Source organism: Arenimonas sp. (assembly GCF_047602345.1).
Taxonomy (GTDB): Bacteria; Pseudomonadota; Gammaproteobacteria; order Xanthomonadales; family Xanthomonadaceae; genus Arenimonas.
Map to the genome: position 1 here is coordinate 782,742 of NZ_JASGHN010000006.1, position 12,710 is coordinate 795,451.

At 65.2% G+C, this 12,710-nt stretch carries 10 protein-coding genes and 1 tRNA gene; 3 read left to right on the plus strand and 8 right to left on the minus strand.

The features are described from left to right. Positions 1-158: 158 nt before the first annotated feature. The gene (locus QM707_RS08195) at positions 159-650 is read left to right on the plus strand and encodes a hypothetical protein (RefSeq protein ID WP_415001361.1); all 492 of its coding nucleotides are present in this window, start codon (positions 159-161) and stop codon (positions 648-650) included. A gap of 139 nt (positions 651-789) precedes the next feature. On the opposite strand, the gene QM707_RS08200 is transcribed toward QM707_RS08195, so the two are convergent. Beyond that, positions 790-1,869: a tetratricopeptide repeat protein gene (locus QM707_RS08200; RefSeq protein ID WP_415001362.1), complete on the minus strand. Its 1,080-nt coding sequence runs from the start codon at positions 1,867-1,869 to the stop codon at positions 790-792. A 1,065-nt stretch (positions 1,870-2,934) separates the two neighbouring features. Between QM707_RS08200 and QM707_RS08205 the strand changes: the two genes are divergently transcribed. Further along, positions 2,935-6,030 carry an EAL domain-containing protein gene (locus tag QM707_RS08205; protein WP_415001363.1) on the plus strand — a complete coding sequence of 1,032 codons (3,096 nt, stop codon included), beginning with the start codon at positions 2,935-2,937 and terminating at the stop codon, positions 6,028-6,030. A 201-nt stretch (positions 6,031-6,231) separates the two neighbouring features. Further along, a complete protein-coding gene (locus QM707_RS08210; RefSeq protein ID WP_415001364.1) occupies positions 6,232-6,642 on the plus strand; it encodes a hypothetical protein in 411 nt (136 codons plus the stop codon). A gap of 755 nt (positions 6,643-7,397) precedes the next feature. Here the strand turns inward: QM707_RS08210 and QM707_RS08215 are convergent. The 7 genes from QM707_RS08215 to QM707_RS08245 all read right to left on the minus strand — a co-directional run bounded on the left by QM707_RS08215 (position 7,398) and on the right by QM707_RS08245 (position 12,708). Beyond that, positions 7,398-7,473, minus strand: a tRNA-Lys gene (locus QM707_RS08215). Between the two features lie 68 nt (positions 7,474-7,541). After that, complete coding sequence (gene queC / locus QM707_RS08220) at positions 7,542-8,225, minus strand: 7-cyano-7-deazaguanine synthase QueC (RefSeq protein ID WP_415001365.1); 684 nt, start codon at positions 8,223-8,225, stop codon at positions 7,542-7,544. A 186-nt stretch (positions 8,226-8,411) separates the two neighbouring features. Continuing rightward, a complete protein-coding gene (gene queE / locus QM707_RS08225; RefSeq protein ID WP_415001366.1) occupies positions 8,412-9,074 on the minus strand; it encodes a 7-carboxy-7-deazaguanine synthase QueE in 663 nt (220 codons plus the stop codon). A gap of 13 nt (positions 9,075-9,087) precedes the next feature. After that, positions 9,088-9,894: a tol-pal system protein YbgF gene (gene ybgF, locus QM707_RS08230; protein WP_415001367.1), complete on the minus strand. Its 807-nt coding sequence runs from the start codon at positions 9,892-9,894 to the stop codon at positions 9,088-9,090. Between the two features lie 3 nt (positions 9,895-9,897). Next, positions 9,898-10,416 carry a peptidoglycan-associated lipoprotein Pal gene (pal, locus tag QM707_RS08235; protein ID WP_415001368.1) on the minus strand — a complete coding sequence of 173 codons (519 nt, stop codon included), beginning with the start codon at positions 10,414-10,416 and terminating at the stop codon, positions 9,898-9,900. A 67-nt stretch (positions 10,417-10,483) separates the two neighbouring features. Then, entirely contained in the window at positions 10,484-11,806 is a 1,323-nt protein-coding gene (tolB, locus tag QM707_RS08240) for a Tol-Pal system beta propeller repeat protein TolB (protein ID WP_415001369.1), read from the minus strand. Further along, a complete protein-coding gene (locus tag QM707_RS08245) occupies positions 11,806-12,708 on the minus strand; it encodes a protein TolA (RefSeq protein WP_415001370.1) in 903 nt (300 codons plus the stop codon). Before QM707_RS08245 ends, tolB begins: the two co-directional genes overlap by 1 nt. Positions 12,709-12,710 lie beyond the last annotated feature (2 nt).

The window sequence follows — 12,710 nt, forward strand, 5'->3', positions numbered from 1 at the left end:
GACATGTCTATTGCAAGCTCTCGCCCCCGACCCCTCGCCCCTCAAGGCCCCACGAAAAATAGACGGAGGGCTCATCGCGGGAAACGCATTCTGACAACGCTCCCGGGCTTGGGCTATCTTCCGCTCTCGCCTATCGATCTAGCCGAAACCACGAATCCATGCAGAACAGCACCTATCGCTACAGCGCCGAGCACATCCTGTCGGGGCAACGCACCGCCATCGCCGGTGCGCTCGTGCCTGGGCTGCTGGTGGCGGCGATCGCTGTCGGCTCGGCCGTGATGAAAAGCTGGATCGCTGCGGCCATTTTCGGCGTCATCGGTGTGGCCTCGGCCTATCAGGCATACAGGAACGTGCAGGAGGCGCGACGCTCGGCCGCGCAAATGCGCGAGATGGGAATCGAGCTGGCGACCGATGCCCTGCGCCTGTTCGGGCCGGATGGCACAGCCGAGGTTCCTCTGGCCTCCATCGTCTCGGTCCAGGTGGCACGGCGAGGCGGCCGCGTGCGCGCGACGCGAGTGAACCTGCCATCCGGCGATGCCCTGGTGATTGCGGGAATCGATCGGCTGGAAGAGTTCACGACCAGCCTCTCGCGCCTCGTCGGCCAGTCCAAGGTGCAGGAATTCCGGTGGTGGCAGGCGCATCCGGCTTGACGGCAAGCGACCTGCGATTCTCGCTCTACATCCGACGGACTATTTCGCTTCTCGCTCGTCCGTTTGGCCGAGAGACGCATGCGCGTCTCCTGGGCGCATGGCTGAATCTGCAAGTCTGCGCGCTATCGCTTCTTCCGACTCAACCCGCATCCGGCTCCGCCCGACGCACGCCCCCGCCGCGCATCTTGCGCGAGTACAGGTTGTCGGCCCGATGGCGCGATCGCTCGGCCGCGCTGTCGCGCCCCTGCAGCCGATAAGCCTCCGCCAGGCCGCGGTGGAAAGCCGGTTCGTCCGGCATCAATCGGATCGCGCGGCGGTAACGCGCTACCGCATCCTCGTAAGCGCCGGCGCCCACCAACTGGCGCGCGATCAGGAACTGGGTGAACGGGTCCTGGCTCTGCGCGCGCTCGAGCCGGGCTTCGTAGGCGAGCCGCTGCTTTTCCGCGCCGGTGCTGCGATACAGCAGGACGAGATTGCTCAACGCGCCCAGATGCGTGCGACGCAGCTTCAATGCCTGCAGATAGGCTTGCTCCGCCGAATCGCGCTGGCCGGCGCGGCTGCGGATCACGCCGGCATTGCTCCAGGCCATCGCACTGTCCGGATCGAGCGCCAAGGCGGATTCGATCAAGGGCATGGCACCGACGGCATCGCCCTGCTGCAAACGCTCCACGGCTTCGTTGTTGCGCAGCATTGCCACCGCCTGGGCATCGCTGATCCTTTTCGGCGGATGCCCGGCCAGCAAGGCGCGCCATCCGACATCGACCGTGTACTCGCGGCCATCGATCATCACGCCGGCGTTCACGTGCGTGGCGCGCAACAGGGTGTCGCCCACCAGTTCCATCGCCAGTGCCTGATCGGTCGCCTGCACGAAGGCATCGAAGCCCTGCGTGCGCGCCATCGCGACGAACAACAGGGTGAACGACAGGCAGTTCACCTGTCGCGTCGCATAGGCCTCGCTCACGTCGAGGGAAGGCTGCTCTCGATAGCGCAGGCCCAGGCCCTCGTCGGCGATCATGTAGTCGAGCAGGCGCTGAACCCGTTCGCCATCGGTCAAGCCCACGCTGGGCAGGCGCTCGCGGGTCTGCTCGCGCAAGACCGACGGCAAGGCCAGCGCGGCGTCTATCTGCGTGCGCGACGCGTCGCCCCTGGCCGGAACCGCCGCGCAGACGAGCGCCGGCCATAGGCCCAGCAGCAATAGCGACAGATACAGGCGGCGCATCAGCCATCCCTGCGGGGCCGACACCCCGCGGCGAGGATCTGGGGTCAGTATGCGCCCAGGTCAGGCGCGAAAAAACTCCCGTGGAAGGGAGTGGGATCGTCCGATCGAGAGCAAGCCGGGAAATGTACTCTGACCCGAGTTCTTGGCCGCCTGCCTGCCATTGAGGCTCGGCGACTACCTAGCACTGGTCGTGCATCAGCGATGGGGCAAGAGCATTGGCCTGGCGACGGTTTTGTCGAAAGCGGACTGAGCAACTAGGCAGGGCCCCGCTGCCCGCGAGGGAGGATGGTGTGTGGGCAGCACAAACGCATCACGCTCGTGGAAAATGAAAACGCCGCCCGAAGGCGACGCATTCATTTCAGATCAGGCCTGACAACAAGAAAGTGGGTGCCCTTTATCTTTTTCCTTTTCTCTTTTCAAGGCAGACGCGAACGCGCGAGCATCACGCGCGCAATAATCATCGATATGACGCAAGCAATGAAAATCTGCAGGAACATGGGTGTCACCAAGCTCAACCCGAATCTTGGATTTTGAAGAAAATAGCTAAGCAGATCGACCCCAGAGAGAATATCTTCGGAAACGCCAGAAGAGACCTTCGGGAAATTTCTTGCTCCGAGAAGAACGCCGCATAGCGTTGTCATGGAGCTTACGAAAAACCCGATCGCAGAAAACTTGGCAAGTTCCCTTAGCATGATCAGCCCCCAAACGGTCTTCTGGGATTGTCGTACACAGCATCGCCCCCTTGAACATCATCCTCGCATTGGGTCACAGGCCTACCGGAGAACGGATTTCTGCAAGTACTGCATTGACGCCCTCCTGCAAAAAGCACAGGACACCCACTATATCGATGTTCGCTGACGCAGACATGCGTACTCTCTGACACCGACCTGATGCTCTGAGTAGCAACATCGCGTCATGACTCGGTCGTGTTCCTACTCGACGCCGACGAGCGCCTGCCACGCCCACCCGTCGAACGACCGAGAGGCCAGCGCCTATTGCCCGGCACCGGATAGGTCTATGCTGGCAAGACGTCAGGGCGGAATCGGCGTCGGCAGGGGACCAGGTATGGGCGGCGAACGAAATGAGCACAACGCATCGGGTCCCGACCCGACCGTGCTGCGCTCGTTCTTCGAGGGTGCGCCCTTCCAGATGGGCATCACCGAGCTGATCGAGGATGAGGACCTTCTGCTGGTCTCGGTCAACCAGGCGACCGCCAACGCCAACGGCATGAAGCTCGAGGACTTGCAAGGCAAGCGCATCAGCGAACTGGGCTTGAGCGGCCCGCGCAACGGCGTGTGGCTGGAGAAGTACCTGGAGGCGCTGCGGACGGGGCAGCCGGTCAATTTCGAACAGGCGAGCAACGTGCCCGGCAGCCACCTGCACTGGCAGGTGACGCTGACGCACCTGGGCGCGGGGCCGAGCGGGCGACCGCGCTTCTCCTACGTGGTGCAGGACATCACCCAGCGCAAGCGCGACGAGCGCACCCAACGTGCGCTTTACCGGATATCGGAGGCCGCGCAGTCGGCGGAAACGCTGTCGACGCTGTTCAGCCGCATCCACGACATCGTCGACGAGCTGCTGCCGGCGAGGAACTTCTTCGTGGCGCTTTACGACCGCGGTAAGGACGAGCTCAGCTTCCCCTACTACGTCGACGAACACGACGCGCCGCCGCCTGCGACCAAACTCGACGACAGCACGCTGTCCGGACGCGTGGTGCGCCTGGGAATTGCGCTGCTGTTCACCCCGGAAACGCCCAACGAAGGCGTCTATCGCGAGGACGGCTACGTCGGCACGGCGTCCTCGCACTGGCTGGGCGTTCCGCTCAAGACCCAGTCGGGCACGATCGGCGCACTGGTGGTGCAAAGTTATTCCGGCGAAGTGCACTACGAGGAATCGGACAAGACCTTGCTCGAATTCGTGTCGGGCCAGGTGGCCGCGGCCATCGAACGCAAGCAGGCGGAAATGGCGCTGCGCCTGAGCGAGTCGCGGCTGGAGGAATCGCAGCGCCTCGCGCACCTGGGCAGCTGGAACTGGGATGCGGCCACCGAAACGCTGACCTGGTCGGACGAGCTGTGCCGCATCTACGGCGTGGACCCGGCCATGCACCGTCCCTCCTTCGGCGATTTCATCCGTCGCCTGCCCGAAGAGGATCGCGCGCCGATGGTCGAGCGCTTCGCGCGCGCGACGCGCGAGAAGAAGGACTTCAGCCACGAGACGCGCGTGGTGCGCCCCGACGGTGAGGTGCGCACGCTGTTCGACAAGGTCGAGATCCTGCGCGACGGGAACGGCGAGGTGACCGGCCTGGCCGGCGCCTGCCTCGACATCACCTCGCGCAAACGCAACGAAACCCTGGAACGCGATCGCGCGCGCATCCTCGAACTCGTCGCGCAGGACGAGCCGCTGCCGGCGGTGCTCGCGCATGTGATCGAGGCCCTCGAACACCAGCGCCCCGGCATGCATGGCAGCCTCACCCTGTTGCGCGACGGCAAGCGTGCCGGTACCGCGGCGCCGTCGATGCCGGCGGACTACATCCGGACGTTGCACGCCGTGCTGCGCTCGCCCGATGGCCTCGACTTTTCCAATGCGGTCACCTCCGGTGAACCGGTGCTGGTCGCCGACACCACGGCGCACCCGGCCTGGACGCGCATGCATCGGATGCGCGACGACTTCAACATCCAATGCTGCTGGTCGATGCCGATCCTGTCGGCCAAGGGCGCCGTTCTTGGCGTACTCAACCTGCTTGGGACAGCACCGCGCGAGTGCAGCGACCGCGACCGTCGCCTGCTGGAATCGGTGAGCCGGCTGGCGGCGGTGGCCATCGAACATCGCGAGTTGACCGACAAGCTGGCGCACCAGGCCCAACACGACGCGCTCACCGGTCTGCCCAACCGGCTGCTGTTCCAGGACCGCCTCGGCCAGGCGCTGGCGCAGGCGCAACGCAGCGGCCGCCGCGTCGCCGTGTTGTACATGGATCTGGACCGCTTCAAGCACATCAACGATACCCTGGGCCATTCGCCCGGCGACGCGCTGCTATGCCAGGTCGCCGCGCGGCTGGCCGGCTGCGTGCGCGGCAGCGACACGCTGGCGCGCGTAGGCGGCGACGAATTCACCCTGGTGCTGACCGAACTGGAGGACGCGCGCGATGCCATCCGCGTGGCGCAGACCATCGTCGAGGCGATGCGCCGGCCCTTCGAGCTCGAGGGCCGGGAACTGTTCGTCACCATGTCGCTGGGCGTCAGCCTCTATCCGGACGATGGCGCGGAAGCGGCCACGCTGATGGTCAACGCCGACGTCGCCATGTACCGCGCCAAGGAAGTGGGGCGCGACAACTTCCAGTGGTTCGACGCGGAAATGAACCGGCTGGCGCGCGAGCGCATGGAACTGGAATGGCACCTGCGCTATGCGATGCAGCTCGGCCAGCTGGCATTGGCCTACCAGCCGCAGGTCGACGCCGACGGCAATGTGCTGGCTTTCGAGGCGTTGCTGCGCTGGCGCCATCCGTCGCTCGGCGAGGTTTCGCCCTCGCGTTTCATTCCGCTGGCCGAAGACAATGGCCTGATCGTTTCGATGGGCGAATGGGCACTGCGCGAGGCCTGCGAACAGGCGGCGCACTGGCGCCGGGCGGGCCACCCGAACCTGTGCATGTCGGTCAACGTGTCGGTGCTGCAGTTCAACCGATCCGACTTCGTCGACAGCGTGCGCCGCGCCCTGCAGGATGCGCAGTTGCCGCCCGAGGCGCTGGAGCTGGAGATCACCGAGACGCTGCTGTTGAAGAAGGTGCAGGAATCGGCAGCCAATCTCATCGAACTGCGCGAGCTCGGCGTGGGTGTGGCGATCGACGACTTCGGCACCGGCTATTCCTCGCTCAGCTACCTGCACAAGCTGCCGATCGGCAAGCTGAAGGTGGATCAGAGTTTCGTGCGCGAAATCGGCACCGACGCCACGCCGGGGCATGAGGATGCACCGATCGTTCGCACCATCATCAATCTGGCGCACAACCTCGGCATGTCGGTGGTCGCCGAAGGCGTGGAAACCGAGGTGCAGCGCGAACTGCTGCTGCGTCTGGGATGCGATGCCCTGCAAGGCTTCCTGCTGCATCCGCCGCTGGACCCGATAGCGGCTGGCCGGCTGCTCGATACGCAGCGGCGCGTGGTGGCGTGAGGAGCCGGGCCGGGCATATCGTTCCCAGAAGAAGAATACGGTGACAACGGCTCCAGCGACGGCGCTATCGACACTACTTCGGCGCACCGGATAGAGTGGCAGGCATGCCTTTCGTTGCCTCACCACCTACCGGCATGCGCTGCCGGCGATGGCTTGGTGTCGCAGCGACGCGGCCCGGCTCAACCATCAGGCGCCTACGAAATGAGAACGATCGCCAACGTTTCGATCCTGACTGCGTTTCTCGCCGGCTGCGCCACGATCACGCCACTCGATCCGCCTGTCCGGCCGGCGGAAATTTCCTCGATCCTGTACTCCGACCTTTCCAAGCAGGAAATGCTGGCCCGCCTCGCGCCGTATGTGAAAGTTGGCGACAAGCTGAAGCACTTCGAAAAGAAAACCGGACTGGACGCGGGTTTGTGCCTGGTCGGCGGCCCCGGCGTGACGATGTGCTCTAGCTCCGTTAGCGGTCTGGATCTGACGATGGATCGCTTCGGCGTAATTCGCGTCATCAGGCGAAAGGAACGGCAAGTCGACGGCCGGAAGTTCGAGGCAATGTCTGTTTCCGCCGGAGTCATGGAAATGGATGGCTACTATCGCGCTTACGAAAACTGACGCGCTCTCGATTCGCTCTCCCAAAAAGAATCGGCGCGGAAGCGATCAGCCGCTTTCAGCGAATTGAGAACGAGTTGCTTGCGAACCGCAGGTTCGCGCTCGTTCGAACGCCGCGCGTACAGCGCGCGGCCGGAAATCCTTCACGCGAGAAGTCTGTTCGAAGAGTGGTGGGCCGTGAAGGGGGAGAACGAGTTGCTTGCGAACCGCAGGTTCGCGCTCGTTCGAACGCCGCGCGTACAGCGCGCGGCCGGAAATCCTTCACGCGAGAAGTCTGTTCGAAGAGTGGTGGGCCGTGAAGGGTGAGAACGAGTTGCTTGCGAACCGCAGGTTCGCGCTCGTTCGAACGCCGCGCGTACAGTGCGCGGCCGGAAATCCTTCACGCGAGAAGTCTGTTCGAAGAGTGGTGGGCCGTGAAGGGTGAGAACGAGTTGCTTGCGAACCGCAGGTTCGCGCTCGTTCGAACGCCGCGCGTACAGTGCGCGGCCGGAAATCCTTCACGCGAGAAGTCTGTTCGAAGAGTGGTGGGCCGTGAAGGGTGAGAACGAGTTGCTTGCGAACCGCAGGTTCGCGCTCGTTCGAACGCCGCGCGTACAGTGCGCGGCCGGAAATCCTTCACGCGAGAAGTCTGTTCGAAGAGTGGTGGGCCGTGAAGGGTGAGAACGAGTTGCTTGCGAACCGCAGGTTCGCGCTCGTTCGAACGCCGCGCGTACAGTGCGCGGCCGGAAATCCTTCACGCGAGAAGTCTGTTCGAAGAGTGGTGGGCCGTGAAGGATTCGAACCTTCGACCAAAAGATTAAAAGTCTTCTGCTCTACCGACTGAGCTAACGGCCCCGCGGGGTTGCGTAGTTTAGGGGCAGCGGCCCTTCCGGGCAAGAAAACCGCCGGAAAAACGGGCAGGTTCAGCCCGCGTAACGCGTCACATCCACGGCGCCGGCGGCGCGAAAACCCTGGGCGCGCAGCAGGCAGGCATCGCAGCGGCCGCAGGCGCGGCCGTCGGCGTCGGCCTGATAGCAGGAAACGGTGCGGGAGAAATCCACACCCAGGCGCAGCCCCTCGCGCACGATGTCGGCCTTGGACATGCGGATCAACGGCGCATGCACGCGAAAACCATGGCCCTCGACGCCCGCCTTGGTCGCGAGCCGCGCAAGCTTCTCGAAAGCCTCGATGAATTCGGGCCGGCAATCGGGATAGCCGGAATAGTCCACCGCGTTCACGCCGCAGAACAGGTCGTCGGCGCCGAGCACCTCGGCCCAGCCCAGTGCGACAGACAGCATGATGGTGTTGCGTGCCGGCACGTAGGTCACGGGAATGCCGGCGTCGAGCGGTTCATCGGCGTCGTGCTCGGGCACGGCGATGTCCGAGGTCAGCGCCGAGCCGCCGATGCTGCGCAGGTCCACGTGCACGGTCTTGTGCTCGGCGGCCCCTTGCAGGCGCGCGAGTTCGGCGGCGGCGTCGAGTTCAGCCGAATGGCGCTGGCCGTAACGCACGCTGAGCGCATGGCAGGAAAACCCCTGCTCGCGGGCGATGGCCAGAGTGACGGCGGAATCCATGCCACCGGAAACGAGGACGACGGCTCTCTTCATGGGCGTATTGTCGCCGAATTGGCTGACGTCGACGAGGGAATTCGCCGGAACGCTCCGATCGCGACACGCCGTGAATACGTCCATGTAGGCTCTTCGACGACGTCCCTATCGCCGAAGGTCGCGATCGAAGCATTCCCGCCAACTTCCTGCGTCCGCAGCCGTGCTGGCTGGACCATGGGAAAGGCCTCAGCGCCCCGTTTCTTCGCCCCAAAGCTGCTTGTGCAGCTGCATCTGGAAGCGCACCGGCAGGCGGTCGGCGATGACCCATTCGGCCAGTTCGCGGGCCGGCACCTGCGCATAGCTGGGCGAGAACAGTACTTCACAACGCTCGGCCAGGCGATGTTCGGCCAGCATCTCGCGCGCCCATTCGTAATCGCCGCGGCTGCAGATGACGAACTTCACCTGGTCGCGCGGCGTCAGCAGCGGGATGTTCTCAAGGCGATTGCGCGACTGCTCCTTCGAATCGGGCGTCTTCAGGTCGACCACACGGTGCACGCGTTCATCGACTTCGGACACGTCGATCGCACCCGATGTTTCCAGCGAGACTTCGTAGCCGGCGTCGCACAGGCGCGAGAGCAGGCCGATGCAGCGCTTCTGCGCCAGCGGCTCGCCGCCGGTCACGCAGACATGGCGCACGCCGTGTTTCGCCACTTCGGCCAGGATCGCGTCGATCTCCCACCATTGCCCGCCATGGAAGGCGTAGGCGGTATCGCAGTATTGGCAGCGCAGCGGGCAACCGGTGAGGCGCACGAAGACCGTGGGCCAACCGACGCTGCGCGATTCGCCCTGCACCGAGAGGAAAATCTCGGTGAGGCGAAGGCGATCGCTGGCGGCAGCTTCGGTTGTCATGGCGCGCCGGGACTCAGCGCGCTTCGAGGCTCAGCGCGCGCAGGCGGCTCTGGGCCAGCCTTGCGACGTCGGAATCCGGATAGTTGTTGACGACGTCGTTCAAGGCACGGCGGCCTTCATCGGCGCGGTTGAGTTCAAGCAGGCAATAGCCTTTCTTCAGCAGCGCGTCGGCCGCCTTGTTCGAATCGGGAAACTGCTGCAACAGGCGCTCGAACGATTCCAGCGCCACGTCGTAGTTCTGCGTAACGTAATAGCTTTCGCCGAGCCAGTACCAGGCGTTCGGCGCCAGCGAGGCCTGCGGATAGGTCTCCAGGAAACTGCGGAAACCACGCGCGGATTCGACGTAGTCGCCGCGCTTGAGCTGGTCGAAGGCGGCGCCATACGCGGCCGCTTCATCGGCGGCACTGGGCGCACCGGCCGCCGGGGCCGCGTTGCGCACCGGCGCGCTGGGTTGGCTCGCGACCGGCGCCGTTGCCGGGGCGGTCGCGGCGTTGCGCGGCGCCGAAGCGGTGGCGTCGCCGCCTTCCAGGCGCTGCAGGCGCGAATCCAGATCGAGATACTGCTCGCGGCCGCGCTGTTTGAGCTGCTCGTTCTCGTTCTGCAGCTGTTCGACCTGGTTGCGCAGGGCCTGCATCTCGCTCTGCAACTGCGTCAGGCGATTGAGCAGGTCCACGTTGGCCTGGCTGCTGCCCTGCGACGCGGCGGCAGATTTCTGCTCCAGCGCCGTCACGCGCTCGGCCAGGCTCAGCTTCTGCGCCGATACCGGTGCGGCCGCCACGAGGACGGCCGCACACAGCGCGCTCAGGACGATGCGCTTCATCGTTTACTTGGTGGTGTAGACGATTTCGACGCGGCGGTTCTTCGCCCAGCAGTCCTCGCCCGAATCCAGGCAGGTCGGACGCTCTTCGCCGTAGCTGACCACGTTGATCTGGCCTGCCGAGCCGCCGCTGCCCTGCAGCGCGCTGGATACGGCATTGCCGCGACGCTCGCCGAGGCCGAGGTTGTATTCGCGCGTACCGCGCTCATCGGCATTGCCTTCCAGCGTCATGCGCGATTCCGGGCGATCCTGCAGGTACTTGGCATGGCAAGTGATGATGGCCTGGAAGTCGGGCTTCAGCGTGTCCTGGTCGAAATCGAAATAGACCACGCGCTGGCGCAGGCAGGCATGCGTCTCGAGATCGGCCGGGGTGAAGCGGCCATTGGTCGAGATCGGCGTGGTGTCGGCGCCGGTGTTACCGGAGGTGCCGGTGCCGCTGTCCGGGGACTCCTTGACCTTCTTGCTGCAGGCGACCAGCGCCAGGCTGACGGCGAGAGCGAGCATCAAACGGGTGGTGGTGTTCATGGGCTTCCCCTATCTCCTTGTCGAAATATTTTGCGAATCCTGCCGGGCCAGTGTGAACGAGCCTCGTTCAGCGTTGCCTGAACGGGGACCAGGCGGGTTCGCGGACATCACCGTCGGCGATCGTGGAGCGCTGACGGACCTTGCCATCGGCCGAAACCGAATACAGCACGCCCTTGCGGCCTTCCTTGGTGGCGTACAGCAACATGCTGGCATTGGGCGCGAAGCTCGGCGATTCGTCGAGGTTCCCCGGCGAAAGCGTCTGCCAGCGGCCGCTGCCGCCGAAGCTGCGGTCGAGCACGGCGATGCGGTAGATGTTACCTGAACCCTGCGCCATCGCGATCTTCTTGCCGTCGGCGGAGACGCTGGCGCGGGCGTTCGAATCGCCCTGAAAGCTGATCCGGCGAGGCTCGCCACCGCTGGCCGCCACCTGGTAGACCTGGGGCTTGCCGGCCCGGTCGGAGGTGAAGAGCAGGTTCTGGCCGTCGGGCAGCCAGACCGGTTCGGTGTCGATGCCGTAGTGGTTGGTGATCTGGGTCAGGCCCTTGCTGGCCAGGTCCATCACGTAGATCTCGGGGTTGCCGCTGCGCGACAGGGTCAGGGCCAGCCTGCGGCCATCCGGCGAGAAGGCCGGAGCGCCGTTGATGCCCTTGAAGCTGGCGACCACTTCGCGCGCGCCCGTCGTCAGTTCCTGGATATAGATGGTGGAGTTGCCGCGCTCGAAGCTGACGTAGGCCAGGCGCTTGCTGTCCGGGCTCCAGGCCGGCGACAGCAGGGGCTCGCGCGAGTGCACGACGGTCTGCGGATTGAAACCGTCCGAGTCGGCGACCATCAGCGAGTACTGGATGCCCTGCCCCACGCCGGTGGCAGTCACATACGCGATGCGGGTCCAGAAGGCGCCGCGCACGCCGAGGATCTTTTCGTAGATCTGGTCGGCGATCTGGTGCGCCACGTCGCGCATGCCGCGCGCGCGGCCGCCGACGGCGAGGCCGATCAGGCGGTCCTGCTTGGCGACGTCCCACAGTTCGTATTCGACCCGGTAACCGCCGCCGGCATCGTCGAGCACGCGGCCGACGACGACGAAGTCCTGCTTGAGCAATCGCCAGGTCGGGAACTTGATGTCGCTGCCGCGCGACGGTCGTTCGATCAGGCTGGCTTCGGCCAGCGAACGGAACTGGCCGGAACGATTGAGATCGGCGCGGATCACCGCGGCGACGTCGGTGTCGGGCTGCACCGCGCTGCCCTGGTAGGGCATCGGGATAACGGCGATGGGCAGGGCCGACTCGTTGCCGGACACGAGGCCGATGTCCAGCGCGCCCTGTTGCGCCTGCGCCGCGGCCATCGGAACCAGCAGGCAGAGCGCCCGCACGAAATTGCGCAGCAATCGTTTCATCATTGGCAGGACTCCTCGGGGTAACACAGCGTCAGCGTGACCTGGCGCTGATAGACGGATTCGAATCCCTGGTAGGGCATGGGTTCCTTGAACAGGGCGCGTTCGACCGAATCGCGCGCCACCGCATCGAAGGGGCATTCGAGGAATTCGACGCGCATGACCTCGCCGCCGATGCGCTGGGTAAAACGCACCTTGCAACGCACCAGTTCCGGCGCCATCGATCGATTCCAGTTCGCGCGCGCGGTGGCGTTCAGCGCAGCGATGTAACGCGCCAGCAGACCTTCGTCCATGCCGCGGTTGCCCGCTTGCGGGGCCGGATCGCGAGGCGGCGACGGGTTCGCGGCCTGACGATCGGCGAGTTGGCGCAGGCGCTGCTCTTCCATGCGCGTGGTCTGGGCCGCCTGCTCGCGCTCACGCCGGATGGCCTCGAGCTGTTCGCGCGCGCGCTGCCGCCGCTCCACTTCCTGCTGCCGCTCGATGTCCTCGGTCAGGTCCACCTGTTCCTGCCGCGTGCGTTCTTCCTGCTCGCGCTGCAGCTTTTCCGCCTTCTCGATCGCAAGACGGTCGATGGCCTGCTGGTCCACCGTATCGGGCTGGTCCTGCGGCGCCTGCGGCTTGGGCTGCAAAGGGGTATCGCTGTCCTGCGGCGACGGGGACGGATTCGGTTGCGGCTTGGCGGACTGCTCTTCGCGCGCTGCCTTCGCCGCGTCGGCGATGGACTGTTCGGCGCGGCGCAGGTCGGCCGACGAGATTTCCAGCGATGCGGTGATCGGTTCTCCCGCGGCGGCATCGGCTCGCGACGACCAGAACCAGCTCGAACTCAGCCACACCAGCACGATGCCGACCGCATGCAGCAACAGCGTCAGCAGCAGGGCGCGGGTCTGGTCGGCGCGCGTTTCCATCG

What these genes read in the sequence shown, in the direction of transcription:
- QM707_RS08245 (WP_415001370.1), bottom strand. Translation starts at nt 12,708, where the DNA reads ATGGAAACGCGCGCCGACCAGACCCGCGCCCTGCTGCTGACGCTGTTG.
- QM707_RS08200 (WP_415001362.1), bottom strand. Translation starts at nt 1,869, where the DNA reads ATGCGCCGCCTGTATCTGTCGCTATTGCTGCTGGGCCTATGGCCGGCG.
- QM707_RS08210 (WP_415001364.1), top strand. Translation starts at nt 6,232, where the DNA reads ATGAGAACGATCGCCAACGTTTCGATCCTGACTGCGTTTCTCGCCGGC.
- queE (WP_415001366.1), bottom strand. Translation starts at nt 9,074, where the DNA reads ATGACAACCGAAGCTGCCGCCAGCGATCGCCTTCGCCTCACCGAGATT.
- pal (WP_415001368.1), bottom strand. Translation starts at nt 10,416, where the DNA reads ATGAACACCACCACCCGTTTGATGCTCGCTCTCGCCGTCAGCCTGGCG.
- tolB (WP_415001369.1), bottom strand. Translation starts at nt 11,806, where the DNA reads ATGAAACGATTGCTGCGCAATTTCGTGCGGGCGCTCTGCCTGCTGGTT.
- QM707_RS08195 (WP_415001361.1), top strand. Translation starts at nt 159, where the DNA reads ATGCAGAACAGCACCTATCGCTACAGCGCCGAGCACATCCTGTCGGGG.
- ybgF (WP_415001367.1), bottom strand. Translation starts at nt 9,894, where the DNA reads ATGAAGCGCATCGTCCTGAGCGCGCTGTGTGCGGCCGTCCTCGTGGCG.
- queC (WP_415001365.1), bottom strand. Translation starts at nt 8,225, where the DNA reads ATGAAGAGAGCCGTCGTCCTCGTTTCCGGTGGCATGGATTCCGCCGTC.
- QM707_RS08205 (WP_415001363.1), top strand. Translation starts at nt 2,935, where the DNA reads ATGGGCGGCGAACGAAATGAGCACAACGCATCGGGTCCCGACCCGACC.